The sequence below is a fragment of the Sphingobium sp. TomMM35A genome (genome assembly GCF_054771735.1).
In genome coordinates, this window is the sequence record NZ_BSRC01000001.1 from 2,097,851 (window position 1) to 2,121,936 (window position 24,086).

A 24,086-nucleotide genomic window follows, 5' to 3' on the forward strand; every position below is an offset into this window, starting at 1 on the left:
TGACGCGCGGATCAGCCCTTGTCGAGCGCGATGTCGGGGGCGTCTTCTGCCTTCATGCCGACGACGTTATAGCCCGCGTCCACATGGTGGATTTCACCCGTAACGCCCGATGCGAGATCGGACAAAAGGTAGAGGGCCGCGCCCCCCACATCTTCGATCGTCACATTACGGCGAAGCGGGCTGTTCAATTCATTCCACTTCATGATGTAGCGGAAGTCGCCGATGCCGCTGGCGGCCAGCGTCTTGATGGGCCCCGCCGAGATGGCATTGACCCGGATATTTTCTGGACCCAGGTCCATCGCCAGATATTTGACGCTGGTTTCCAGCGCCGCCTTGGCAACGCCCATGACGTTATAGTGAGGGATGACCTTTTCCGCGCCATAGTAGGACAGGGTCAGCAGACTGCCGCCTTCCGCCATCAGTTCGCGCGCGCGCCGGGCGACGGCGACGAAGCTGTAGGCCGAGATGTTCATGGTCATCAGGAAGTTTTCGAGGCTGGTATCGACATATTTGCCGCGCAGTTCGTTCTTGTCGGAAAAGCCGATCGCATGCACGACGAAATCGAGCTTGCCCCAGCGCGCCTTCACTTCGTCGAAGGCGGTGTCGAGCTTTGCCATGTCCGAGACGTCGCAATCGAGCAGGAAGTCCGATCCCAGCTCCTGCGCAAGCGGGCGCACGCGCTTTGCCAGCGCATCGCCCTGGTAGGAAAAGGCAAGCTCTGCCCCCTGTGCGCGCAACGCCTTGGAAATGCCCCATGCAAGCGACTTGTCATTAGCGAGGCCCATGATCAGACCCCGCTTCCCCGCCATCAAGCCAGTCATTCTGATGTCCCGTTCCCTTTGCTGTCTGCGGTGGCTTGCTCCAGTTCCTCTTCGGGAAATTCAGCAAGCGCCGCATTGAGTTCCGCGCCAATTACCACGCCAAGGCCGACGAGGAAGAAAAAAATCAGCGTAATCATCACGCCGGCCAGGCTGCCATAGGTGCGATCATAGCCGCCAAGCAGCGAGAGCGTGGGTGGCAGCAGCATGGTGACGCCATACCACCACAATGCCGTGGCTACCGCACCAGGCCATTTCGGGAAGCGCTTGTCCTTGTAGGCGCTCGGCGTCAGCGAGAAATAGAGGTAGTAGAGGGCAATGCAGAGGATCAGCATCGGAAGCAGGCGGGTCAGGCTGACGATCTGGATCGCCTCGTCGGCAAAGGGCAGGATCTGGCGCAGGAACTGGTCGATGGCGGTGATGATGATCTGAAGCGAGAAGGCGAACATCACCGCGAAGACACTGATCAGCGTTATCCCGATCGCGGTCAGGCGATAGTGCCAGAAGGGTCGCGTGCTCCTGGTGCCATAGGCGCGGCGAAGAATGTCCCGGATCGTTTCAATGAGGCTGCCGACCGTCCAGAGGCCGACAAGACCGCCAAGCCAGAGCAACGGGCCGGTGCGGGCGTTGATGACATCGATGATCGGCTGCCTCACGACGTTTGCAACGCCAGGCGGCACGGTTTCGAGAAATGCGCCGACCGCCGCCAGCCCGTCCTGCGACCGGCCAAAGATGCTGGCCACCGCCGCCGCCACGATGAAGAAGGGAAACAGCGTCATCAGCGACAGATAGGCAAGGTTGCCCGCATGGATGAAGCCATCACTATAGGTGCCTACGGCCACGCGCTTCATGATTTCGAAGGCGTGGCTGCCGGCGCGAAACATTGCCATGCCGCGGTCGAAGCGAGCGCGGGCGCCGTGAGCAAGCTTTTGACGGCGGGATTCAGGCGAATAGGGTGAAGGCTGCGGCATCCCTCCCCTAACGCCCTAGACGCCCAGATGGGCGCGAACGGCCCGCCCGTCCTGCCAACCCTCGACGAAGGATTTGAGGGCCGCATCGTCGCCAGGCAAGTCGATGAGCAGACGGACGAGCTGGTCGCCCCGCTCACCACCCTTGTGCGTGAAGCCCTTGCCGCGCAGGCGCAGAGTCTTGCCCGACGTCGTGCCCGCAGGGATGCCGAGCATCACCGGGCCATCGACGGTCGGCACCTTCACCTTGCCGCCCTTCACCGCTTCGTCGAGCGATATGGGGAGATCGAGAAGAACATTGTCGCCATCGCGCGTGAAGAACGGGTGCGGTTTGATTTCGATCGTAACGATCGCGTCCCCTGCCCCGGCCGGCCCTGCCTGCCCCTTGCCCGACAAGCGCATCTGCGTCCCGCTTTCGACGCCCGCGGGGAGCTTCAAGTCGATGGTCTTGCCATCCTGCAGGGTGATGCGCTGCGGGGCGAGCGTGGCGGCATCGACGAAGGCGACGGCCAGCCGGTAAGAGACGTTCGCGCCTTTTTGCGGAGGAGCGCCCCTGCCGAAGCCGCCAAAGCCGCCGCCGCGCTGGCGAGCGCCACCACCGCCGAACAATCCTTCGAAGATATCGCCGAAGTCACCGCCCTCGTTAAACTCGAAGCCTCCGCCTGCTCCGGGACGGCCGCGAAAGCCGCCGCCATTGCCGCCAAAGCCGAAGGGCGCAGTCGGATTGCCGTCGCCGTCGATTTCGCCGCGGTCGAAACGGGCGCGCTTGTCCTTGTCGGACAACAGGTCATAGGCGCCGGTGACGGCCGAGAACTTCTCCGCCGCCTTGGGATTGTCCTGGTTCCGGTCAGGGTGAAGCTCCTTGGCGAGCTTGCGGTAGGCCGACTTGATCTCTGCCTCGCTCGCGCCGCGCGCGACGCCAAGTGTGGAGTAGGGATCCGCCATTGCCGAGTGTCTATCCTTGTTCATGAAAACCGATTTGCTGCATATGTGGCGAAACTGTCACGATCGTTCAAGCGGCGCGACCATCGACATCGGCCGAATCGAGGCTTAGACCACCGGCATGACCGACCCATTCACCCTGTTCGACCAATGGTATGGCGAAGCGCGCCAGAGCGAGATCAACGACAGCAACGCGATGTCGCTGGCCACAGCCGACGCGCGCGGGCGACCTTCGGTGCGGATGGTGCTGCTGAAAGGGCATGGGCCGGACGGCTTTGTCTTCTACACCAATTTCGAAGGGCGCAAGGCTGACGATTTGCTGGCCAATCCGCATGCGGCGCTGCTGTTCCACTGGAAAAGCCTGCGGCGGCAAATCCGCATCGAAGGACCGGTGGAAACCGTGGACGACGCCACCGCCGATGCCTATTTCGCAACGCGCAGCCGCGATAGCCAACTAGGCGCCTGGGCTTCGGACCAATCACGCCCCCTGCCTTCCCGCGATGTCTTCATGAGCCGCTATGCCGATGCGCTTGCCCGGTTCGAGGGCAGACCCGTGCCCCGCCCGCCGCACTGGTCGGGTTTCCGCGTGGTGCCGGAGCGTATCGAATTCTGGCAGGACCGCGAACATCGCCTGCATGAGCGACGTCTGTTCATCCGCGATGGACAGGGGTGGAGCGAAGGACTGCTTTATCCCTGAAGCCGCCACCCTTCCTTCCCCGCCGGATCGTGGAGTGGATGGGTCCTGCATTGGGCGAGGAAAGCGGGTCGCCGTTCGTTCAAAAGGTTAGGCGTCCGGGCGGGTGCTTGCTAGATGTGCGGCCAGCACGGCGAAGAGGGAATGCATGCGGAATAAACTGACGGCCTTCATCCTTGCCGGCATGTTCCTGGGAGTAGTGACTGGCTTTGTCGCCAATCTGTGGGTCGGTGGCGACAAGGCATTGGCGAAGGACGTCGCGGGTTATTTCCACCTGCTGGCCGACATATTCCTGCACCTGATCAAAATGATCATCGCGCCGCTGGTGTTTTCCACGCTGGTCGCTGGCATCGCCCATATGGGAGACAGCGCGGCGCTGGGGCGGATCGGCGGACGCGCCCTCGCCTGGTTCATCATCGCGAGCCTGATTTCGCTGACGCTGGGCCTGGTCTTCGTCAATTTCTTCGCGCCGGGCGAGGGGCTGAACCTTGTGCGCTCGGGCGCTGAGTCCGGCGTCAACACCGAAGCGCTCAATTTCAGGGATTTCGTCCTGCACGTCTTCCCAACCTCCATGGTCGGGGCAATGGCGGAAAATTCGATCCTGCAGATCGTCGTCTTTTCGCTGTTCGTCGGCGTTGCGCTGACGGCGATCGGGGAGAAGGGCAAGCCCATCGTGACGGTGATCGAGGCGATGGTCGAGCTGATGCTGCAGGTCACCGGCTATGTCATGCGGGTGGCGCCCTTCGCCGTGTTCGGGGCGCTGGCGTCGGCGATCACGACCGAAGGGCTGGGCGTGCTCAAGACCTTCGGCGAGTTGGTGGGTGAGTTCTACCTGTCGCTCCTTGCCCTGTGGATATTGCTGTGCTGCGCCGGCGCGCTGTTCCTCGGGCGGCGGATGGGCAAGCTGCTGAAATATGTACGCGAGCCGCTGCTGATCGCCTTTTCCACGGCATCGTCCGAAGCGGCCTATCCCAAGATGCTGGAGCAGCTGGACCGCTTTGGCGTGCCGCGCCGCATCTACAGCTTCGTCCTCCCGCTCGGCTATTCGTTCAACCTCGACGGGTCGATGATGTATTCGACCTTCGCTACGATCTTCATCGCGCAAGCCTATGGCATCGACCTGCCGATCGCGACGCAGATCACCATCCTGCTGGTGTTGATGGTGACCAGCAAGGGCATCGCGGCGGTCCCGCGCGCCTCGCTGGTCGTCGTCGCAGCCACGCTGGGGCAGTTCGACCTTCCGGTCGAGGGGATCGCCTTCATCCTGGCGGTGGATCATTTCATGGACATGGGCCGGACAGCGACGAACGTGCTGGGCAACGCCATCGCGACGTCCGTCATCACCAAATGGGAAGGCATGCTGGAAGTCGAGGAGCCGGACTATGTTCCGCATCCCAAGGCGCCAGCCCATACACCGGCGCACGGTCGTGCCGGGCTAGAGCTGGCGCCGGACATGGTAGAAGAGGACCATCGGCGATGAGCCTTGGAAGGCCGCGCAACTGACGGATTGAGCCACGGGGAGCCTCATCCCCGACCTATGGCAACAGGACGACTTCTCGCGCGACACATTGCCGCAGGGCTGCGCAGCCTGCAACATTACGCTGCGTCAACGGTTCTTAGTGCATGCGCATCCTGGCAAGCATGAGATGACGATAGCGGGCAGACGAGCCCTGTCACTTCAGTGGCAGATGCTGGCCGGATTCCTGATCGGACTGATCCTAGGACTGATCGTCCATGCCAGCGCGCCTGAAGCGGCCTGGGTCGATCAGGTCACCACCTATGTCACCGGGCCCATTGGCCAACTGTTCCTGCGACTGCTGTTCATGCTGGTGATCCCGCTGCTGGTGTCCGCTCTGATCGTAGGCATCGCCGAGATGGGCGAGATGCGCACGCTGCGCCGGGTGGGGATCAAGACCCTGCTCTACACGCTGCTGGTATCGAGCATCGCCGTCCTCATCAGCCTGGCCGCCGTCAACATCCTGCGCCCCGGCGACGGGGTCGATCCTGTTCAGGCGCGAGCGATGCTGGACGATGCCGGCGCGGGCGCCCGCGCCATCCTGGCCCGGGGCGGAGAAGCACCTCACGGGATGGACGCCCTGATCGCGATGGTGCCGGACAACATCGTCAAGGCGATGGCGAACAACGATATATTGGCAGTGATGGTCTTTGCCCTTTTCTTCGGCATAGGCCTGGTGCTGGTTCGAACGGAACAGAGCCGCCTGCTGCTATCGGCGATGGAGGGGTTGTTCGAAGTCACCATGCGGCTGATGGGATTGGTCATTCGGCTGGCGCCTATCGCCATCACATGCTTCATGTTCAACCTGGCAGCGCAGTTCGGATGGGAATTGCTGGAGCGGTTGTCCGCCTATGTCGGTGTTGTCGTGCTGGCACTGCTGTTTCAAATGGTGGTCGTCTATTCGCTGCTGCTCGCCATTTTCGCACGACGATCGCCGATCGCCTTTTTCGCAGGGGCGCAGGAGGCGATGGTGATGGCCTTTGCCACCGCATCGTCCAACGCGACGCTGCCCACTGCAATTCGCGTGGCCGAGGAACAACTGGGCCTGCCCCGCCGGATCGCGCGCTTCGTTCTGACGATCGGTGCGACGGCAAACCAGAACGGCACGGCCATGTTCGAGGGGATCACCGTCTTGTTCCTCGCCCAGTTCTTTGGCATCGAACTGGATTGGGCACAGCAGTTGATGGTCATGCTGGTGTGCATATTGGGCGGGGTAGGAACGGCGGGTGTGCCAGCCGGATCACTGCCCGTGATCGCGTTGATCCTGGGCATGGTGGGCGTGCCGCCAGAGGGGATCGCATTGGTGTTGGGCGTCGATCGGTTGCTCGATATGTGCCGCACCACTCTGAACGTCACCGGCGATCTGGTCGCCGCAGCCGTCATCTCGGCAGGCGAACCGGCAGAAGCGGTCAGCGAGCCGCCTTTGCCGCCTCTGCCCACCAAATGAGACTGTCGGCAAAGCCGTTGAATCCGCGCGCGAGCGCCGCGCCACCATCACCTTGCGGCTGGCCCTGCTCGTCAAGCGTTTGGCCGATCTGGCCGACGCTCAGGCGTTCGGGAATGACCGCCATGCCCATGGCGGAGAGCGTCACCGTCCATGCAGCGTGGCTGTTCACCCCGGCATAGCGGCCAGCCGAATAGCTGGCGATGCCTGCCGGGCGCTTGTCGAACTCCTTGAGATAATGATCGACGAGGTTCTTGAGGCCCGGTTGGACGCCGCGATTATATTCGCCCGCGACGAAGACGAATGCGTCGGCGGCAGTGAGGCGGTCGGCGAGCGCCGCCATGGCAGTGGGCGCTTCGCCGGGCGGATAGTCGCTGTAGCGCTGGTCGAGCATGGGGAGACCGGCGTGCATGGCGTCGATCAGTTCCGCTTCGTGGCCGAGTTGCTGGAATCCGTTGATGAGATAGTCGGCAAGGCGGATGCCCATGCGGCCGCGGCGGTAGGACCCGTAGAGGACGAGGATGTTGAGGGACATGCGGCCATTGTCGCAGACGGTGGAGGCTGCGTCCAGGGTTTGCAGATGGCCTTCGGCAGCGGCCTCCCTCTCCCGTTTACGGGAGTGGGAGGGGCCCGCCGCAAAGCGGTGGGAGGGTGAGGGTTAGCGGGCCACCCTCATCCAACTTCGCCCAGCCCGCACGCTGCAAGGCTGCGTATCCTTCTCCCGCCAGCGGGAGAAGGAGCAGGCGCGTCTTGTTCCGTTGGCGGCCTTAACGCAGCTTGGCGATGGAGAGGCCGTCCTGTTTGGCGCGAGCTTTTACCGACTCCTCGCTGCGCGTCAGGGCCTTGGCGATCGCCTTCAGCGCCATGCCCTTCTTCGCCAGCGAATGGAGCTTTTGCAGCTCGTCGGCGGTCCAGGGCTGCTTGTGCCGTTCGAAGCGATCGCCTGCCATGCTACTTAGTCCGCGAAAGGATCACGCACGAGGATGGTGTCCTCACGCTCGGGACTGGTGGAGACGAGCGTGACCGGGCAGCCGATCAGTTCCTCGATTCGGCGGATATATTTGATCGCCTGGGCCGGGAGGTCGGCCCAGCTGCGCGCGCCCGCCGTTGTGTCCTGCCAACCTTCGATATCCTCGTAGATCGGCTCCGCCTTCGCCTGGTCCTGCGCATGGGCGGGGAGATAGTCGAAGGTCCGGTCGCCGATCTTATAGCCGACGCAGATCTTGAGCGTGTCGAAGCCGTCGAGCACGTCGAGCTTGGTGAGCGCGATGCCGGTGACGCCCGACACGGCAACCGACTGGCGCACCAGCACGGCGTCGAACCAGCCGCAGCGGCGCTTGCGCCCCGTCACGGTGCCGAATTCATGGCCGCGTTCGCCAAGGCGCTGGCCGACGTCATTTTCCTGCTCGGTCGGGAAGGGACCGGAGCCGACGCGGGTGGTGTAGGCCTTGACGATGCCGAGCACGAAGCCCGCGCCGTTCGGGCCAAGGCCGGTGCCGCTCGCCGCCGTGCCCGCGACCGTGTTGGATGAGGTGACGAAGGGATAGGTGCCGTGGTCGATGTCGAGCAAGGTGCCCTGCGCGCCTTCGAACAGGATGCGCTGGCCCGCTGCCTTTGCCTTGTTGAGGGTCAGCCAGACGGGCTTGACGAAGGGCAGGATGAACTGGGCGATGTCGCGGAGGTCCGCCATCAGCGCGTCGCGGTCGATCGGGGCTTCATTGAAACCGGCGCGCAGGGCGTCATGGTGGGCGGTCAGGCGGTCAAGCTGAGGACCAAGGTCGTCGAGATGGGCGAGGTCGCAGACGCGGATGGCGCGGCGGCCGACCTTGTCCTCATAGGCCGGGCCGATGCCGCGGCGGGTGGTGCCGATCTTGCCCGCGCCCGAAGCGTCTTCGCGCAGGCCGTCGAGATCGCGGTGGAAGGGGAGGATCAGCGGGCAGGTTTCGGCGATCTGCAGGTTTTCGGGGGTGATCTCGACGCCCTGCCCCTTCAGCTTCGCGACTTCATCGCGGAAGTGCCAGGGATCGAGGACGACACCGTTTCCGATAACGCTCAGCGTGCCGCGCACGATGCCCGAAGGGAGCAGCGAGAGCTTATAGACCTTCTCGCCCACGACGAGCGTGTGGCCGGCATTATGGCCGCCCTGGAAGCGGGCGACGACATCGGCGCGCTCCGACAGCCAGTCGACGATCTTGCCCTTGCCTTCGTCGCCCCATTGAGCGCCGATCACGGTCACATTTGCCACAGATACAGTCCTCCGCCCGCCGCGCGGACCGGCCATGCCCTTCGACGGGACTCGGCATGCCGGTGGGATAGGATGGGCGCTTCACGCCCTATGCGGGGCGCGCGTTAGCCGTGCGCCATCCCTGGGTCAAGTCAGTAGGCGTGCGGTTCGTCGCCATTCAGCCAGTGAGTGCAGCGCAGCGCTTCGCCATTTTCTCGCGCCGTGAGGGCGGCAACGGTCTGCCAGCCATCTGCACGAAGTTGCGCGGCGCGACTTTGGTCGTGATGAAGGGGGAGGAACAGGCGCTTCGGACTACCCGCGCCGAAACCGGCATCGATCAGGGGATCAGGGTAGAGCGAGAAGCCCATGGCCGGTTCTTCCGATCCGTCCGCACGGGTGATGGCGTAGCTGCCGCCCCGGCCGATCTCTCCAATGAAGCCTTCCGCGAAGATGGAGAAGCCGAACCAATTCTGATATTCGAAACCATGGCGCTCGGTGGGGTCCAGCGTCAGTGTAATGTCCCAGCCGATCGGCTTGGCGATGGCGCGCAGCCCCGCAATGCGGCTGTCGATCGCGCTGCCCAGCTTGGCATTGAGCGCTTCGAGCTTTTCCATTGCTGGGTGGAAGGGCCCGGTCGCTTCCATCAGGGGGAGATAGGCGGCGGCGGCGGGGCTGATCGCAGCGAGCGCGCCAGCGTCCTTGGCATCGAGTTCCGCGCGGACCGCTTCTATCTCGTCGCGCGCGAGCGGGAGCGGCCCGGCGGCGAGGCTATCGATCAGGTCCGGCAGGGTAAAATCGATGGTGATGCCGGTCACGCCTGCCGCCTGGAGTGCTTCGATCGCGACATTCACGATCTCGACCGCTGCGGCGACGCTGTCGCTGCCGATGAGTTCGGCGCCGACTTGCAGTCGCTCGCGTTCGGGGCGGAGCTGGTTCGCCTTGAGGCGGATCACGGGACCGCCATAGGAAAGGCGGAGTGGGCGCGGCGCGCTGGCGAGGCGAGTGGCGGCGATGCGGCCGACCTGTGCGGTCATGTCGGGGCGAAGCGCCAGGCTGCGCTGCGAGACCGGATCGATCGCACGGACGAGGTCCTGCGCGCGCATGGATTTCAAGCGGCTGACCAGCGTTTCTTCAAATTCGGCGAGAGGAGGCATGACGCGCTCATAGCCGTGCGATGCGACCGTATCGAGCACGCGGCGCGCGAGGCGCGCGGAGGCTTCGGCCTGCGGCGGCAGGCGGTCGGACAGTCCTTCGGGGAGGAGGCCGGGAGGGATGCTCATTTAAGCCCTCCCCCCTTGGGGGGAGGGTTTGGGAGAGGGGAATCCGCGCAACGCTTGAGCGATCACGCGAAGCACGCCCTCAATATTCCCCATCACATCCGGGTTGCCAAAACGAAGCACGTGATATCCTAGCGATTCCAGAAATTCCGTTCGCCGTGCGTCATAGCGATCTTTGGCGGAATGTGTATCCCCGTCGATCTCGAAGATGAGTTTCGACGCCTTGGACGCAAAATCTACAATGTAGGGCGCGATGATCGTTTGCCGGGTGAATTGCTGATTTTCTAAGCGGTTCGCGCGAAGGGCAAGCCACAGTCTCTGTTCGGCGGGAGTTGGATTAGCGCGCATTTGTCTCGCGCGTTCCTTGAGCTTTGGGTCGAGACGCACCGCTCCTCCCCCTCTCCCAACCCTCCCCCCGAGGGGGGAGGGCTTTTAAGCATCACGCGAAGCGCAGCAGCTTCACCGTCTTGACGCCTGCAAGCTTGCAGATGTCGTTCAGCACTTCTTCGCTGACCGCGCCGTCGACCGACAGCAGCAGCACGGCTTCGCCACCCTGGCTGCGGCGGCCGAGGTGGAAGGTGCCGATGTTGACGCCTGCCTCACCCAGCGTCGAGCCGAGACGGCCGATGAAGCCCGGAGCGTCCTGGTTGACGATGTAGAGCATATGGCCTTCGAGGTCGGCTTCGACCTTGATGCCGAACAATTCGACCAGACGCGGGCTGCCGTGACCGAACAGGGTGCCTGCAACCGACTTGTCGCCGCCCTCGGTCTTCACCGTGACGCGGACGAGGGTCTGGTAGTCACCCTCGCGGTCATGACGCACTTCGCGGACATCGAGGCCGCGTTCCTTCGCGAGGAAGGGCGCGTTGACCATGTTCACCGTGTCCGAATAGACGCGCATCAGGCCAGCGAGCACCGCAGCCGTGATCGGCTTCTGGTTGAGTTCGGCGGCATGACCTTCGACCTCGACCGAAACGCCCTGAATGCGATCGCCTTCCAACTGGCCGACGAGGCTGCCCAGTTCTTCGGCCAGAGCCATATAGGGCTTGAGCTTGGGCGCTTCTTCAGCGGACAGGCTCGGCACGTTCAGCGCGTTGGTGATGCCGCCGTCGAGCAGATAGTCGCTGAGTTGCTCAGCAACCTGAAGCGCGACATTGACCTGCGCTTCGTCGGTCGATGCGCCGAGGTGCGGGGTGCAGATGAAGTTGGGCGTGCCGAACAGCGGCGATTCCTTGGCCGGTTCCTGAACGAACACGTCGAGCGCGGCGCCAGCGACATGGCCCGAATCCATCGCTTCCTTGAGTGCGGCCTCATCGACCAGACCGCCACGCGCGCAGTTGATGATGCGTACGCCCTTCTTGGTCTTGGCGAGATTTTCCTTGCTCAGGATGTTGCGGGTCTGGTCGGTTAGCGGCGTATGCAGCGTGATGAAGTCCGCCTTCGCCAGCAGCGTGTCGAGATCCGCCTTTTCCACGCCCATTTCCACGGCGCGTTCGGGGGTGAGGAAGGGATCGAAGGCGACGACCTTCATCTTGAGGCCGAGTGCGCGGCTGGCGACGATCGAACCGATATTGCCCGCGCCGATCAGGCCCAGCGTCTTGCCGGTGACTTCCACGCCCATGAAGCCGTTCTTGGGCCACAGGCCCTGCTGGGTCTGGGCATTGGCTTCGGGCAGTTGGCGGGCCAGCGCGAACATCAGCGCGATGGCATGTTCGGCGGTGGTGATGGAGTTGCCGAACGGCGTGTTCATCACGATCACGCCCTTGGCCGAGGCAGCCGGGATGTCGACATTGTCGACGCCGATACCTGCGCGGCCGATCACCTTGAGGTTGGTCGCGTGGTCGAGAATGTCCTTGGTGACCTTGGTCGAGCTACGGATGGCGAGGCCGTCATATTGGCCGATGATCGCCTTCAGTTCGTCGGGGGTCTTGCCGGTGATTTCGTCGACCTCGACGCCACGTTCGCGGAAGATCGCGGCGGCGCGGGGGTCCATCTTGTCGGAAATAAGTACCTTGGGCATGTAGAATTCCTATGTTTCCTCGTCACCCCGGACTTGATCCGGGGTCCCGCTTATCTGCGGGCGGACATGAAGAAGAAGCGGGGCCCCGGCTCAAGGCCGGGGTGACGCGGTTAAGCTAAATCAGCCAGCCTTGGCCGTTGCGTAGGCCCAGTCGAGCCAGGGACCCAACGCTTCGATATCGGCGGTTTCGACCGTCGCGCCGCACCAGATGCGCAGGCCAGCCGGGGCATCGCGATAACCTGCGACGTCGTAAGCGGCGCCTTCCTTCTCCAGCAGGCCAGCCATGCTCTTGATGAAGGCTTCGTCAGCGCCCTCCACCGTCAGGCAGACGCTGGTGGTCGAGCGGGTGGCGGGATCGGCGGCGAGATGGCCAAGCCAATCGCGTTCCTCGACGATCTTGTTGAGCGCCGCGGCATTGGCGTTGCTGCGCGCGATCAGGCCCTGAAGGCCGCCCAGCGACTTGCCCCATTCCAGCGCGAAGATCGCGTCTTCGACCGCCAGCATGGAGGGGGTGTTGATCGTCTCGCCCTTGAAGATGCCTTCGGCAAGCTTGCCCTTCGCCATCAGGCGGAAGACCTTGGGCAGCGGCCATGCGGGGGTGTGGGTTTCAAGGCGCTCGACCGCGCGGGGGCCGAGGATCAGCACGCCATGACCGCCCTCACCCCCCAGCACCTTCTGCCAGGAGAAGGTGGCGACGTCGATCTTGCTCCAGTCGATCTCGTAGGCGAACACGCCGCTGGTGGCGTCGGCGAAGGTCAGGCCTTCGCGATCGGTGGGGATCCAGTCGGCGTTGGGCACGCGCACGCCCGACGTCGTGCCGTTCCAGGTGAACAGCACGTCATGGGCGAAGTTCACAGTGTTCAGGTCGGGCAGCTGGCCATAGTCGGCGCGGATAACCGTCGGGTCGAGCTTCAGCTGCTTGGCGGCGTCCGTTACCCAACCTTCGCCGAAGCTTTCCCAGGCAAGCGTCGTCACCGGACGGGCGCCCAGCATGGTCCACATCGCCATTTCGAAGGCGCCGGTGTCGGAGCCGGGCACGATGCCGATGCGGTGCGTGTCGGGCAGGTTCAGCAGTTCCCGCATCAGGTCGATGCAGTAAGCAAGGCGGGTCTTGCCGATCTTGGCACGGTGCGAGCGGCCGAGGGATTCAGCGCTCAGCTTTTCGGCGCTCCAGCCCGGAGGCTTGGCGCAGGGACCGGAAGAAAAATAGGGGCGAGCCGGCTTGGTAGCGGGCTTGGCCGCGGGCGCAATGGTGGCGTCGGCGGCAGTCACTTCAGTCATGTACGCTTCTCCTTGCAGAGAGCTCGCGCGGCGTTGGGACCGCGTGGCCCGCTGGCCGCCCTAAAGATCGCGGACAAAGAGTCAAGCGGCCAATGAGTCCAGACGAAGGGCTGGATGCGATGAACCGATGCACTCGTTAACCCACAAAGCCGCAGATCGTGGTAAATGGATGGGCATGAACGAGCGGGTTTGGGGGACAGCGGCCAGAGAAGCGGTGAGGCGTCGCGCGGGTCAGGCGGCCTTGCTGGCGCTTTGCGTGGCATTGGCATCCTGCGGCGGCGACATCGTGCCGCGCGGGCGGGTGGAGCGTCCGTCCAAACCAGTGAAGAGCGCCCGTCCGGCCGCGCCGCCGCCGATGGAGTTGCGCCAGTGCCTGGTGAAGCTGCAATCGCAATCCGTGCTGTTCCAGCCCCTGCCCGACCAGAATTTTGGCGGCGGATGTTCGGCGATGGGTAGCGTCAAACTGCTCGACATCGGCGTGCCTGCCACCAATCTAGGCGCGATGACATGTGGGCTGGCAGCCAATTTCGCGGCTTGGGCCCGCTATGGGGTGCAGCCTGCCGCGCGGCTGATCCTGGGCGCGGAGATCGAGAAGATCGAGACGTTCGGCACCTATAACTGCCGCCCGATCGCGGGGAGCGGCAAACTGTCCGAACATGCGCACAGCAATGCGGTCGATGTGTCGGCCTTTGTCCTGTCGGACGGGCGGCGGATCACCATCGAGCAGGGCTGGAATGGCGACCGGCAGACGCGGCAGTTTCTGGAAGTGGTGCGGGCCAGCGCCTGCAAGCGGTTTCGCACGGTGCTGAGCCCCGATTATAATGTCGCCCATCGCGATCATTTTCATTTCGATATGGGGGGACGGGGTGGCTTTTGCCGCTGACCTTCCTAAGTTGGGTTGAATGACAAGAAAAGAAATCGAAGAACGTAAATTCCGCCCCGCCCGTCAGGAAGCCGTCGATGCCCAGAAGGCGGTGGGCACCCCCCAGACCAGCAGCGCCGCCTATCGCCTGGCGTTCCAGGACACCGAATTCCTGCTGCGTGAGGATTTGCGGCCGGTGCGGTTCCAGCTGGAGCTACTGAAGCCGCAATTATTGATGGACGAGGCGAAGATTGAATCGACGTTCGTCTTCTACGGGTCGGCGCGTATCCCGGAGCCAAGCCAAGTGCAGGCGCGGATCGACGCTGCCACGACGCCGGATCAACGGCGGATCGCCGAGAATCTGGGGAAGAAGGCGCGCTATTATGAGGAAGCGCGCAAGCTGGCGCGGATCGCGGCGCAATATCCGGTGAACGAAGCGGGGTGCCGCCATTTCGTGGTGTGTTCGGGCGGTGGCCCTTCGATCATGGAGGCAGCCAATCGCGGCGCAGACGATGTCGGCGCGCAGACGATCGGCATGAACATCGTGCTGCCGCATGAGCAGGCGCCCAATCGCTTCGTGACGCCGGAGCTTTCTTTCCAGTTTCATTATTTCGCGCTGAGGAAGATGCACTTTCTGCTGCGCGCGCGGGCTTTGGCGGTGTTTCCGGGCGGATTCGGCACGTTCGACGAGATGTTCGAATTGCTGACCCTGATCCAGACGGGGAAGATGAAGCCCATTCCGGTGCTGCTGTTCGGGAAGGAGTTCTGGACGCGGGTCGTGGATTTCGAGGCGCTGGCCGATGAGGGCGTGATTTCGCCTTCGGACTTGAACCTGCTGACCTGGGTCGAGACGGCCGAGGATGCGTGGAAAGCGGTGCAGACTTTTTATCAGGATAGCGAAGCGCCGGGTTGTTGATGCCTATCCTCTCTCCTTCAGGGGAGAGGATGTGGAGACTTGGCGGCTGTGCCGCCTAGTCGGAGCTGGAGAGGGGCGAGGCACGCGTCTGGCCCCTTCCCCTCATCCAACTTCGCCTAGGCCCATTTGGGCCAAGGCTGCGTATCCTTCTCCCCCGAGGGGAGAAGGGTTAGGCGCTTGCTTCGTGGGGCTGTGAAGACTAGGGCGCGGCCATGCTTGCGGCGCTTGATCATGTCGATTGCTGGATCTTCGATCTGGACAATACGCTGTACCCGGCGAAGGCGGACCTGTTCGCGCTGATCGACGTGAAGATGGGCGAGTTCATCCAGGGGCTGCTCGGCTGCGACGCAGACGTCGCGAAGGCGACGCAGAAGCGCTACTTCATGGAGCATGGCACGACGTTGTCGGGGCTGATGCACCATCATGGCATCGAGCCGCGCGCATTTCTGGACTATGTGCACGACATTTCCATGGATCGGCTGGAAGTGGATGAGGCGCTCAACGCCCATATCGCCGCGCTGCCGGGGCGGCGGCTGATCTTCACCAATGGCGACGCGGCCTATGCCGGGCGGGTGCTGGACAAGCTGGGGCTTTCCGGCGCGTTCGAGCTGATCCACGACATCCATGCCTGCCAATATGTGCCCAAGCCCGATCCATCGGGCTATGCGGAGCTGTGCCGCGTGCATGGCGTCGATCCGGCGCGCGCCGCCTTTTTCGAGGATATGGCCCGCAATTTGAAGCCCGCCAAGGCGATCGGCATGAGCACCATCTGGGTGAACAATGGCTCTGAAGCGGGCAATCACGAGCATCATCCCGACTTTATCGATTTCGAGACCGACCATCTGACGCCATTTCTGGCCGACATCATTGGGGAAAGACCATGAGCCAAGACCTGATCGCCACCATCGACGCCGCCTGGGAAGACCGGGCCAATGTGAGCCTGACGACGCAGGGCGAGGTCCGCCAGGCGGTCGACAAGGCGCTGGCGATGCTGGACAAGGGTGAGTTGCGCGTTGCTGAGCCCACTGCGGATGGCTGGCAGGTCAATCAGTGGGCGAAGAAGGCGGTGTTGCTATCGTTCCGCCTCAACGACAATGCCATGATCGACAACGGCCCCGGAGCTGGCCATTGGTGGGACAAGGTGCCGAGCAAGTTCGCAGGCTGGGACGAAGCGGCTTTCCGCGCCGCCGGTTTCCGCGCGGTGCCGGGCAGCTTTGCCCGCGCCGGATCGCACATCGCCAGGAACGTCATCCTGATGCCGAGCTTCGTCAATATCGGCGCTTTCGTCGATGAAGGCACGATGGTCGACACCTGGGTGACGGTAGGCAGCTGCGCGCAGATCGGCAAAAATGTCCACCTGTCGGGCGGCGTCGGCATCGGCGGCGTGTTGGAGCCGTTGCAGGCCGATCCCGTGATCATCGAGGATGACTGCTTCATCGGCGCACGGTCGGAAGTCGTGGAAGGCGTCCGCATCGGCAAGGGATCGGTGCTGTCGATGGGCGTGTTCATCGGCCAGTCGACCAAGATCGTGGATCGTACCACGGGCGAAGTCTTCATGGGCGAAGTGCCGCCCTATTCGGTGGTCGTGCCTGGATCGCTGCCGGGCAAGCCGCTGCCTGACGGCACGCCGGGGCCGAGCCTCTATTGCGCGGTGATCGTGAAGCGCGTGGATGCGCAGACGCGGTCGAAGACCGGGATCAACGAGTTGCTGCGGGACTAAAAAATCCTCCCCTAGAAGGGGAGGTGGCAGCCCATGGGGCTGACGGAGGGGTAGCGGCGCCAGAGTTTCGCTAATACCCCTCCACCGCTCCGCGGTCCCCGTCCCCTTTTAGGGGAGGACCGGATGGCCTACATAGCGCCTATGCCGCCATCGACACCTGACAACACGCCTCTTCCGCCTGTCTGGGCGACGCTGCGGCGGTTTCTTCCCTATCTCTGGCCATCGGATGCGCCTGCGCTGCGGCGGCGGGTGGCCATTGCCATGCTGCTGGTGGTGCTGGCCAAGGTCATCAGCCTGGTGATGCCCTTTGCCTACAAGGCCGCGATCGATCGCATGGCGCCGGGGCTGGAGCCGGGCGTGGCGCTCGCCATCGCGCTGGTCGTAGCCTATGCAGGCGCGCGGTTCGGCAGCGTGCTGTTCGACAATTTGCGTAATGCGGTGTTCGAACGGGTGGGACAGGAGGCCGGACGGCGGCTGTCCGACGATGTGTTCGTCCATCTGCACCGCCTGTCACTGCGCTTTCACCTTGATCGCCGCACGGGCGCAGTCACCAAAATCGTCGAGCGCGGCACCAAGAGCATCGACACGATGCTCTATTTCCTCCTGTTCAACATCGCGCCGACGGTACTGGAACTGGCGGCAGTCTGCGTCATATTCTTCGTTAAGTTCGGGCCGGGGCTGGTCGCCGCGACATTGGTGATGGTCGGGCTCTACATCTGGTTCACCCGCATGATCACGGAGTGGCGCAACCAGCTTCGCCGCGACATGGTTGACATGGACACCAACGCTGTTGCCCATGCCGTCGACAGCCTGCTCAATTTCGAGACCGTCAAATATTTTGGCGCCGAAGAGCGTGAGGCTGCGCGTTACGGCACGGCGATGCGCCGCTATGCCGAGGCGGCGGTGAAGTCCGAGAACAGCCTCGCCTGGCTCAACATCGGGCAGTCGCTCATCACCAACCTGATGATGGCAGGTGCGATGGGCTACACGGTGTGGGGCTGGAGCAAGGGCAGCTTCACCACCGGCGACGTGGTTCTCGTCAATACATTGCTTAGCCAACTATTCAGGCCGCTGGACCTGCTCGGCATGGTTTATCGCACCATACGTCAGGGCCTGATCGACATGGAGGCGATGTACAAGCTGATCGATACGGAGGCGGAGATTGCCGACGCACCGGGGGCTCCAGCCCTCAAGGTAAAGGCTGGCGAAGTGCGGTTTGACCATGTCCGCTTTGGCTATGATCCAGACCGCGAAATCCTGCATGATGTCAGTTTCGCCGTGCCGGCGGGCAAAACGCTGGCGATCGTGGGGCCTTCGGGCGCGGGCAAATCCACGATCGCGCGGACGCTGTTCCGCTTCTATGACATTCAAAGCGGCCGCATCCTGATCGACGGGCAGGATATTGCCGAGGTGACGCAATCGTCGCTGCGCGCGGCGATCGGCATCGTGCCGCAGGACATGGTGCTGTTCAACGACACGGTCGGCTATAATATCGGCTATGGCCGGGCAGGCGCGAGCCAGCAGGAGATTGAGGCGGCGGCCAAGGCGGCGTCGATACATGACTTCATCATGCGGATGCCGCAGGGCTATGACACACGGGTCGGCGAGCGAGGCCTCAAGCTTTCGGGCGGCGAAAAGCAGCGGGTGGCGATCGCCCGCACCTTGTTGAAAGACCCGCCGGTGCTGGTGCTGGACGAAGCGACGAGCGCGCTCGACAGCAGGACTGAAACGGAAATCCAGGATGTGTTGCGCAGCATTTCGCGCAAGCGCACCACGCTGGTGGTCGCGCATCGGCTTTCAACGGTGGTGGACGCGGACGAGATCATTGTGCTTGACCAGGGAAGGATCGTGGAGCGCGGCCGCCATGCGGATCTGGTGCGGTCCAATGGTCTCTATGCTACCATGTGGGCGCGGCAGGCCACGGAGCGGGAGGACATGCCCGTCGAGCCTGTGATCGAAGATGATTTTGCAGGGTCGCAGCCTGCATTGTCGGTCCGGTAAGGAGCTTGGGGATGACGCAGACGATCCGGAACAACTGGCGGATTGCGCCCTGGGTGGTGATCGCCTTAGTGTTGGCTGTGCCACTGGTGGCGATGCAATTCACCGACGAGGTGCGCTGGACCGGTTGGGACTTCCTTGCGGCAGGCGCGCTGCTGGGCGGCGCTGCGCTCGTCTATGAACGGGGCGTGCGGCGGATTACTGGGCGCTGGCAGCGGATCGCGGCAGCGGGCGCGCTTGTCTTGGCGGTCGCACTGCTGTGGGCGGCGGGGGCGGTCGGCATCTTTTCCTGACGGTGAGGGAAGCGGCCCCGGCGCGAGGCCGGAGGCCGCTTTCCTGAAATGATCAGCGGTTGGTGACGGTGGTCGTGGTTTTTTCGACGACCGTTGCCCGAGCCGGAGCAGCAGTGGTCTTGCGTACGACCTTGCGCTTCACCGGCGCTGCCTTGCGCACCGTGGCCGCAGGCGCGGTTTTCACGGTTTCGGTCGTGATGGTGGTGGCGGCGGGAACCGTCGCGGCAGCGGCGCGAGCGGCTTGCGCGTCGGCAGCAGCGGATGCGGCAGCGCGCTCGGCGGCATCGGCACGCGCGTTCGCGGCGGCGGCATCCTGCTGCGCGGCCGCTGCGGTCGAAGCCTGGACCTGAGCATCCGTCTTCACGCTCGCCTGGCTCTGGCCAATGGCGGTGTCAGCGAAGCCTTGCGCCTCCACGGCGGCCTTGATGGCGTCCTGTTCCTTGCCGCTCTTCAGCCGTTCCTGAGCGAGGCGCAGCGACGCCTGGGCGCGGGCGAGTACCGCCGGGTCGAACTGGCCAGCCTGCAATTTGGAGGCAGCGTCGATCTTGCCCTGGGCCTGCGCGATTGCCTTGAGCGCCTGTTCCTCGTCACCAGCGAGCGCGGGGCCGCTCGCGAGGAAAAGCGCCGAAGCCGCGGCAAGAGCGCGCAGGGAATAGCCGAATTTACGCATATTCTCTCCTGTCAATGTTGAGAGCCGGGTAACGTACCGAAACGAACCGGGTTCCAGATGCGCCGTTGCTGGAGAGGGGTGAGCCGCCGTCAGTCGGGCAGAAAGCGCGCGGCGACTTCGGCGGGGACGCGCAGGATGCGGCCGCTTGTCCGGTCGATGATAGCCCAGGTCGATCTCGCGCTGACCTTGACCTTGCCGTCAGGGCCGATGAACTCCATGTGGCGGTCGAACCGTGCACCCCTTGGCCCTTCCGGAATCCAGGTGCGGGCAGTTACGGTCTCTCCCTCCCGCACGTTGCCGCGATAGTCGATCTCGTGCCGGGTCACGACCCACACATAGGCGTCGAGATGCTCCGGCGCGGCGTCGCGGGTCCAATGTTCGGTCGCGACCTGCTCCATCCACCGCACCCAGACCGCGTTGTTCACATGGCCGAGCATGTCGATATGCTCGGAGCCTGCCATGATCTGGGTGGTGTAGGTGGAGGACATCAGTCCTCCACGCCCAGCTGCCAGAGGATGAAGGCGAATTCCTCGGCGGTTTCCTGCAGGCTTTCGAAGCGACCCGATTTTCCGCCGTGGCCCGCGCCCATATTGGTCTTGAGCAGCAGGATATTCTGGTCGGTCTTGGTTGCGCGCAGCTTCGCCACCCATTTCGCCGGTTCCCAATAGGTGACGCGCGGGTCGTTGAGACCGGCGCTGACGAGCAGCGGCGGATAGGATTGCGGCTTCACATTGTTGTAGGGATCATAGGCGAGGATGGTTTCGAACGCCGCCTTGTCCTCGATCGGGTTGCCCCATTCGGGCCATTCGCCGGGCGTCAGCGGCAGGCTTTCGTCCAGCATGGTGTTGAGCACATCGACGAAGGGGACATGCGCGACGACCGCGCCCCAGAGTTCAGGATCGGAATTGATCACCGCCCCCATCAGTTCGCCACCAGCCGAGCCGCCGGAAATGCTGATCCGGCCCTTTGACGTATAGCCGCGCTCGATCAGGCCTTTCGCTACATCGACGAAATCGTTGAACGTGTTGGTGCGCTTGTCGAGCTTGCCGTCGAGATACCATTGCTGGCCAAGGTCATCGCCGCCCCGGATGTGCGCGAGGGCAAAGGCGAAACCTCGGTCGAGCAGCGACAGGCGGCTCGTTGAAAAGCCAGGTTCCATGGCGATACCATAGGCGCCATAGCCGTAGAGGTGGAGTGGCGCGCTGCCGTCGCGGGGCAGGTCCTTGGGATAGACGATCGACACCGGGATCGGCGTGCCGTCCCGCGCCGGGATCGTCAGCCGCTCGGTCGCGTAGCGGGTCGCGTCGTATCCTGAAGGAATTTCCTGGACCTTCAGAACCTCCAACTCACCAGTGGCGAGATGATAGTCGTAGATGGTGTCCGGCGTGACCATGGATTCATAGCCGATGCGCAGCTTCGTCACGTCATATTCGGGATTGTCGTCAAGGCTGGCCGAATAGCTGGCCTCCGGGAACGGAAGCCGCTTGGCCGCGTGGGTCGCGTAATCGCGCAGTTCGATCTGGTCGAGGCCGTCCTGCCGTCCTTCGGTGACGTAGAAGGTTTTGAACAGGGTGAAGTCGGTGAGGTAGAAATGCGGATCGGCAGGGATCACCTCCGACCATTCGCCCGGAGCCTCCAGCGACGCCATCGCCAGCCGAAAATTGGGGTGCGTGTCGTTGGTGCGGAGGTAGAGCGTGCCTTCATGCTCATCGACATCATATTCGCGCCCCGGCTTGCGTGGCGAGACGAGCAGCGGCTGCGCCAAGGGATTGTCAGCGGGAAGCAGCCAGCTTTCGGTGGTGACATGGTCGCCCGTCGCGATAACGATCCATTTTTCCGATGAGGTGAGGCCAACGGACACGCGAAAGCCGTCGTCATCCTCATGGAAAAGCTCGACATCGCTTTCGACCGGTTGGCCCAGCCAGTGCAGCCGCGCATTGTCGGTGCGCCATTGATCGTTGGCGATGCCGTAGAGCAGCCCCTTGCTGTCACTGGTCCAGACGAGCGAGGACAGCGTATCGGGAATGACTTCGGGCAGGATTTCTCCGGTAAACAGGTCCTTGATCCGCGCCTCGAACCGTTCGGACCCATTATTGTCGATCGCATAGGCGAGATAGCGGCCGTCCGGGCTGACCGACAGCGCGCCGAGGCGAAAATATTCATGCCCCTCCGCCAGCGACGGCTCGTCGAGGATCAATTGATCTTCGCCGCCCGCCACGGGACGGCGATACCATTTGCGATATTGCGCGCCGGTTTCGAACGCCCGCCAATAGACATAATCCCCATCCTTTTGCGGCACGGAGCTGTCATCTTCCTTGATGCGGCCCTTCATCTCCGCAAAAAGCGCGTCGGTCAGCGGCTTGCGGGGCTGCATGGCGCTTTCGAAGAAGGCATTTTCCGCTTCCAGATAGGTGAGGACATCCTTGTCCTTCACGTCCGGATAACCCGGATCGCGCAGCCACGCCCACGGGTCTTCCACCGTGATCCCATGGCGCGTGAAGCTGTGCGGGCGGCGGGCGGCGGAAGGAGGCATGCTGTTTACGGTCATTCAGGGTCCTGATTCTTGTGCCGGAGGCACGCTGGCATAAGCGGCTTTGCCTGCTTATGTTGGCGGCGGCATGCCCTGCGCAAGGGTTCTCGATCAAGGAAATGCGATGTCCGCTTATGAAGACCGTCTGAAAGCCCTGCGTGAACAACTGGTGCGCGAGCGGCTGGACGGCTTTGTCGTGCCGCTGACCGATGAGCATATGAGCGAATATGTCGGCGAATATGCGCAGCGCCTCGCTTGGCTGACCGGCTTTCAGGGATCGGCGGGAAGCGCGGTGGTACTGCCGGAGGAAGCCGCGATCTTCGTCGACGGGCGCTATACGCTGCAAGTGCGCGAGCAGGTGGATGCCGCCCACTGGCAGTTCGAAAGCGTGCCGCAGACCTCCGTCGCGGCCTGGCTTGGCGTTCACGCGCCGCAGGGCGGGCGGATCGGCTATGATCCCTGGCTGCACACCCGCGCATGGGTGAAGGCGGCCAGCGAGGCGCTGGCGGAACGCGGGGCGGAACTGGTGGCGGTGGAAACCAATCCGGTGGACGCCGTGTGGCCCGACCGCCCCGCCCCCAGCGACGCCCGGCTGGTGGTGCATGAGGACCGCTATGCCGGCCAGAGCGCTGCGGAAAAGCGGCAGGCGATGGCCGATTGGCTGACGGAGAAGAAGGTGGATGCCGTCGTGCTGTCGGCGCTTGATTCCATCGCCTGGACCTTCAACATCCGGGGCAAGGACGTCTCGCGCACGCCGGTCGCGCTTGCCTATGCGATCGTGCATGATGACGCGACGGCGGATCTCTTTGTCGCGCCCGAGAAGATCGATGAAGCGATCGTGCAGCATCTGGGCAATGCGGTGCGGGTGCATTCGCGCGCGGACTTCGCCGAGGCGCTAAGGGATATGGCCGGCAAGACGGTGGCAGCCGATCCCGAACGCGCGGTGGCGGCGATCTTCGAGGCTCTGGACGAGGGCGGCGCGACGATTTTGCCGGTTCGCGATCCGGCCGTGCTGCCCAAGGCGATCAAGAACCCGGTCGAAATAGCCGGGCACAAGGCAGCGCAGGCGCGTGACGGGGCTGCCTTGTCACGCTTTCTCCACTGGATCGCGGTCGAAACGCCCAAGGGCGGTGTCGATGAGCTTTCCGCCGCCGCTCGGCTGGAGGCGTTCCGCAAGGAGACAGGGCTGCTGGAGGACCTGTCCTTCGACACGATCAGCGGGGCCGGGCCCAATGGCGCGGTGGTGCATTACCGGGTCGAGAAAAAGACCAACCGGCCGATCGAACAGGGTTCCTTCTATCTGGTCGATTCAGGCGGCCAGTATCGCGACGGCACGACCGATGTGACCCGGACGATCGCCATTGGTACGCCAAGCGAGGAGATGAAACGCCGTTTTACGTTGGTGCTGAAGGGCCATATCGCGCTTGCCCGGGCGCAGTTTCCCATAAGCACGCGGGGTAGCCAGCTTGATGTGCTCGCGCGCCAGTTCCTGTGGGCCGAGGGATTGGATTATGCGCATGGCACAGGCCATGGCGTCGGCAGCTTCCTGTCGGTGCATGAAGGACCGCAGCGCATTGCGACGGCGGGAGGCAATGACGAGCCGCTGCAACCGGGCATGATCCTTTCGAACGAGCCCGGCTATTACAAGACCGGCGAATATGGCATCCGCATCGAAAATCTGGTGCTGGTCGAACGGCGCGATGTGCCCGGAGCCGAGCGGGAGATGCTGGGTTTCGAGACGCTCACCTTCGCGCCGATCGACCGCAATGCCATCGCTATCGACATATTGACCGTAGAGGAACGGGCGTGGGTCGACGCCTATCATGCCAACGTCATCGAGATTGTCGGGCCGCAACTGGATAGTGACGCGCTCTTATGGTTGGAGCAGGCTTGCGCGCCTTTGTGATCGCCGC

General features: G+C 63.5%; 23 protein-coding genes. 10 read left to right on the forward strand and 13 right to left on the reverse strand.

Features of this window, described 5'->3' with window-relative positions:
- Positions 1–11 precede the first annotated feature (11 nt).
- Genes fabI through ACYU8T_RS10565 form a run of 3 tightly spaced genes read right to left on the reverse strand, consistent with a single transcriptional unit; the run spans position 12 to position 2,731 of the window.
- The gene (gene fabI / locus ACYU8T_RS10555) at positions 12–821 is read right to left on the reverse strand and encodes an enoyl-ACP reductase FabI (RefSeq protein WP_461159393.1); all 810 of its coding nucleotides are present in this window, start codon (positions 819–821) and stop codon (positions 12–14) included.
- On the reverse strand, positions 818–1,789 hold the full coding sequence (locus tag ACYU8T_RS10560) for a YihY/virulence factor BrkB family protein (protein WP_461159394.1): 972 nt from the start codon (positions 1,787–1,789) through the stop codon (positions 818–820). Before ACYU8T_RS10560 ends, fabI begins: the two co-directional genes overlap by 4 nt.
- A 15-nt stretch (positions 1,790–1,804) precedes the next feature.
- On the reverse strand, positions 1,805–2,731 hold the full coding sequence (locus tag ACYU8T_RS10565; RefSeq protein ID WP_461159395.1) for a DnaJ C-terminal domain-containing protein: 927 nt from the start codon (positions 2,729–2,731) through the stop codon (positions 1,805–1,807).
- A 118-nt stretch (positions 2,732–2,849) separates the two neighbouring features.
- Between ACYU8T_RS10565 and pdxH the strand changes: the two genes are divergently transcribed.
- From pdxH to ACYU8T_RS10580, 3 genes are all read left to right on the forward strand, one after another.
- Positions 2,850–3,425, forward strand: a complete 576-nt coding sequence (gene pdxH, locus ACYU8T_RS10570; RefSeq protein WP_461159396.1) for a pyridoxamine 5'-phosphate oxidase — start codon at positions 2,850–2,852, stop codon at positions 3,423–3,425.
- 145 nt (positions 3,426–3,570) lie between these two features.
- The gene (locus ACYU8T_RS10575) at positions 3,571–4,902 is read left to right on the forward strand and encodes a dicarboxylate/amino acid:cation symporter (RefSeq protein WP_461159397.1); all 1,332 of its coding nucleotides are present in this window, start codon (positions 3,571–3,573) and stop codon (positions 4,900–4,902) included.
- Between the two features lie 166 nt (positions 4,903–5,068).
- The gene (locus tag ACYU8T_RS10580; protein ID WP_461159398.1) at positions 5,069–6,385 is read left to right on the forward strand and encodes a dicarboxylate/amino acid:cation symporter; all 1,317 of its coding nucleotides are present in this window, start codon (positions 5,069–5,071) and stop codon (positions 6,383–6,385) included.
- Here ACYU8T_RS10580 and ACYU8T_RS10585 read toward each other — a convergent pair.
- The 7 genes from ACYU8T_RS10585 to ACYU8T_RS10615 all read right to left on the reverse strand — a co-directional run bounded on the left by ACYU8T_RS10585 (position 6,348) and on the right by ACYU8T_RS10615 (position 13,184).
- Positions 6,348–6,917: an NADPH-dependent FMN reductase gene (locus ACYU8T_RS10585; RefSeq protein ID WP_461159399.1), complete on the reverse strand. Its 570-nt coding sequence runs from the start codon at positions 6,915–6,917 to the stop codon at positions 6,348–6,350. The two genes, ACYU8T_RS10580 and ACYU8T_RS10585, sit on opposite strands and share 38 nt — an antisense overlap.
- 232 nt (positions 6,918–7,149) lie before the next feature.
- Positions 7,150–7,332 (reverse strand): hypothetical protein, encoded by a 183-nt coding sequence (locus tag ACYU8T_RS10590; RefSeq protein WP_062113188.1) that lies wholly within the window; start codon positions 7,330–7,332, stop codon positions 7,150–7,152.
- A gap of 5 nt (positions 7,333–7,337) precedes the next feature.
- On the reverse strand, positions 7,338–8,627 hold the full coding sequence (locus ACYU8T_RS10595; RefSeq protein WP_461159400.1) for an adenylosuccinate synthase: 1,290 nt from the start codon (positions 8,625–8,627) through the stop codon (positions 7,338–7,340).
- A gap of 131 nt (positions 8,628–8,758) precedes the next feature.
- Positions 8,759–9,886: an ATP phosphoribosyltransferase regulatory subunit gene (locus tag ACYU8T_RS10600; RefSeq protein WP_461159401.1), complete on the reverse strand. Its 1,128-nt coding sequence runs from the start codon at positions 9,884–9,886 to the stop codon at positions 8,759–8,761.
- Positions 9,887–10,270: an endonuclease domain-containing protein gene (locus tag ACYU8T_RS10605; protein ID WP_461159402.1), complete on the reverse strand. Its 384-nt coding sequence runs from the start codon at positions 10,268–10,270 to the stop codon at positions 9,887–9,889.
- A gap of 52 nt (positions 10,271–10,322) precedes the next feature.
- Positions 10,323–11,903: a phosphoglycerate dehydrogenase gene (gene serA, locus ACYU8T_RS10610; RefSeq protein WP_461159403.1), complete on the reverse strand. Its 1,581-nt coding sequence runs from the start codon at positions 11,901–11,903 to the stop codon at positions 10,323–10,325.
- 120 nt (positions 11,904–12,023) lie between these two features.
- Entirely contained in the window at positions 12,024–13,184 is a 1,161-nt protein-coding gene (locus ACYU8T_RS10615) for a phosphoserine transaminase (RefSeq protein WP_461159404.1), read from the reverse strand.
- A 175-nt stretch (positions 13,185–13,359) separates the two neighbouring features.
- Between ACYU8T_RS10615 and ACYU8T_RS10620 the strand changes: the two genes are divergently transcribed.
- The 6 genes from ACYU8T_RS10620 (at position 13,360) to ACYU8T_RS10645 (ending at position 18,973) form a co-directional block, all read left to right on the forward strand.
- Positions 13,360–14,067, forward strand: coding sequence for an extensin family protein (locus ACYU8T_RS10620; RefSeq protein ID WP_097092919.1), 708 nt, complete (start codon positions 13,360–13,362; stop codon positions 14,065–14,067).
- A gap of 19 nt (positions 14,068–14,086) precedes the next feature.
- Positions 14,087–14,962: an LOG family protein gene (locus ACYU8T_RS10625; RefSeq protein ID WP_461159405.1), complete on the forward strand. Its 876-nt coding sequence runs from the start codon at positions 14,087–14,089 to the stop codon at positions 14,960–14,962.
- A gap of 212 nt (positions 14,963–15,174) precedes the next feature.
- On the forward strand, positions 15,175–15,846 hold the full coding sequence (locus tag ACYU8T_RS10630) for a pyrimidine 5'-nucleotidase (protein WP_461159406.1): 672 nt from the start codon (positions 15,175–15,177) through the stop codon (positions 15,844–15,846).
- On the forward strand, positions 15,843–16,682 hold the full coding sequence (dapD, locus tag ACYU8T_RS10635; RefSeq protein ID WP_461159407.1) for a 2,3,4,5-tetrahydropyridine-2,6-dicarboxylate N-succinyltransferase: 840 nt from the start codon (positions 15,843–15,845) through the stop codon (positions 16,680–16,682). The genes ACYU8T_RS10630 and dapD overlap by 4 nt, the downstream gene beginning before the upstream one ends.
- 141 nt (positions 16,683–16,823) lie before the next feature.
- Complete coding sequence (locus tag ACYU8T_RS10640; RefSeq protein WP_461159795.1) at positions 16,824–18,683, forward strand: ABCB family ABC transporter ATP-binding protein/permease; 1,860 nt, start codon at positions 16,824–16,826, stop codon at positions 18,681–18,683.
- An 11-nt stretch (positions 18,684–18,694) separates the two neighbouring features.
- Positions 18,695–18,973: a hypothetical protein gene (locus ACYU8T_RS10645; RefSeq protein WP_461159408.1), complete on the forward strand. Its 279-nt coding sequence runs from the start codon at positions 18,695–18,697 to the stop codon at positions 18,971–18,973.
- A 52-nt stretch (positions 18,974–19,025) separates the two neighbouring features.
- On the opposite strand, the gene ACYU8T_RS10650 is transcribed toward ACYU8T_RS10645, so the two are convergent.
- The 3 genes from ACYU8T_RS10650 to ACYU8T_RS10660 form a co-directional block, all read right to left on the reverse strand.
- On the reverse strand, positions 19,026–19,643 hold the full coding sequence (locus ACYU8T_RS10650) for a hypothetical protein (RefSeq protein ID WP_201515816.1): 618 nt from the start codon (positions 19,641–19,643) through the stop codon (positions 19,026–19,028).
- A gap of 89 nt (positions 19,644–19,732) precedes the next feature.
- A complete protein-coding gene (locus tag ACYU8T_RS10655) occupies positions 19,733–20,131 on the reverse strand; it encodes an acyl-CoA thioesterase (RefSeq protein ID WP_461159409.1) in 399 nt (132 codons plus the stop codon).
- Positions 20,131–22,191, reverse strand: coding sequence for a S9 family peptidase (locus ACYU8T_RS10660; protein WP_461159410.1), 2,061 nt, complete (start codon positions 22,189–22,191; stop codon positions 20,131–20,133). Before ACYU8T_RS10660 ends, ACYU8T_RS10655 begins: the two co-directional genes overlap by 1 nt.
- Positions 22,192–22,297: 106 nt before the next feature.
- On the opposite strand from ACYU8T_RS10660, the gene ACYU8T_RS10665 reads away from it, so the two are divergent.
- The gene (locus tag ACYU8T_RS10665) at positions 22,298–24,079 is read left to right on the forward strand and encodes an aminopeptidase P family protein (protein ID WP_461159411.1); all 1,782 of its coding nucleotides are present in this window, start codon (positions 22,298–22,300) and stop codon (positions 24,077–24,079) included.
- The last annotated feature ends 7 nt before the right edge of the window (positions 24,080–24,086 follow it).

Bases quoted from the DNA above. Each gene is read 5' to 3' on its own strand.
- ACYU8T_RS10615 (WP_461159404.1), bottom strand. From the start codon at position 13,184: ATGACTGAAGTGACTGCCGCCGACGCCACCATTGCGCCCGCGGCCAAG.
- ACYU8T_RS10665 (WP_461159411.1), top strand. From the start codon at position 22,298: ATGTCCGCTTATGAAGACCGTCTGAAAGCCCTGCGTGAACAACTGGTG.
- ACYU8T_RS10645 (WP_461159408.1), top strand. From the start codon at position 18,695: ATGACGCAGACGATCCGGAACAACTGGCGGATTGCGCCCTGGGTGGTG.
- dapD (WP_461159407.1), top strand. From the start codon at position 15,843: ATGAGCCAAGACCTGATCGCCACCATCGACGCCGCCTGGGAAGACCGG.
- ACYU8T_RS10625 (WP_461159405.1), top strand. From the start codon at position 14,087: ATGACAAGAAAAGAAATCGAAGAACGTAAATTCCGCCCCGCCCGTCAG.
- ACYU8T_RS10560 (WP_461159394.1), bottom strand. From the start codon at position 1,789: ATGCCGCAGCCTTCACCCTATTCGCCTGAATCCCGCCGTCAAAAGCTT.
- ACYU8T_RS10600 (WP_461159401.1), bottom strand. From the start codon at position 9,886: ATGAGCATCCCTCCCGGCCTCCTCCCCGAAGGACTGTCCGACCGCCTG.
- ACYU8T_RS10575 (WP_461159397.1), top strand. From the start codon at position 3,571: ATGCGGAATAAACTGACGGCCTTCATCCTTGCCGGCATGTTCCTGGGA.
- ACYU8T_RS10655 (WP_461159409.1), bottom strand. From the start codon at position 20,131: ATGTCCTCCACCTACACCACCCAGATCATGGCAGGCTCCGAGCATATC.
- ACYU8T_RS10585 (WP_461159399.1), bottom strand. From the start codon at position 6,917: ATGTCCCTCAACATCCTCGTCCTCTACGGGTCCTACCGCCGCGGCCGC.
- serA (WP_461159403.1), bottom strand. From the start codon at position 11,903: ATGCCCAAGGTACTTATTTCCGACAAGATGGACCCCCGCGCCGCCGCG.
- ACYU8T_RS10660 (WP_461159410.1), bottom strand. From the start codon at position 22,191: ATGACCGTAAACAGCATGCCTCCTTCCGCCGCCCGCCGCCCGCACAGC.
- ACYU8T_RS10565 (WP_461159395.1), bottom strand. From the start codon at position 2,731: ATGGCGGATCCCTACTCCACACTTGGCGTCGCGCGCGGCGCGAGCGAG.
- ACYU8T_RS10630 (WP_461159406.1), top strand. From the start codon at position 15,175: ATGCTTGCGGCGCTTGATCATGTCGATTGCTGGATCTTCGATCTGGAC.
- ACYU8T_RS10590 (WP_062113188.1), bottom strand. From the start codon at position 7,332: ATGGCAGGCGATCGCTTCGAACGGCACAAGCAGCCCTGGACCGCCGAC.
- ACYU8T_RS10650 (WP_201515816.1), bottom strand. From the start codon at position 19,643: ATGCGTAAATTCGGCTATTCCCTGCGCGCTCTTGCCGCGGCTTCGGCG.
- ACYU8T_RS10620 (WP_097092919.1), top strand. From the start codon at position 13,360: ATGAACGAGCGGGTTTGGGGGACAGCGGCCAGAGAAGCGGTGAGGCGT.
- ACYU8T_RS10580 (WP_461159398.1), top strand. From the start codon at position 5,069: ATGACGATAGCGGGCAGACGAGCCCTGTCACTTCAGTGGCAGATGCTG.
- pdxH (WP_461159396.1), top strand. From the start codon at position 2,850: ATGACCGACCCATTCACCCTGTTCGACCAATGGTATGGCGAAGCGCGC.
- ACYU8T_RS10640 (WP_461159795.1), top strand. From the start codon at position 16,824: ATGCCGCCATCGACACCTGACAACACGCCTCTTCCGCCTGTCTGGGCG.
- fabI (WP_461159393.1), bottom strand. From the start codon at position 821: ATGACTGGCTTGATGGCGGGGAAGCGGGGTCTGATCATGGGCCTCGCT.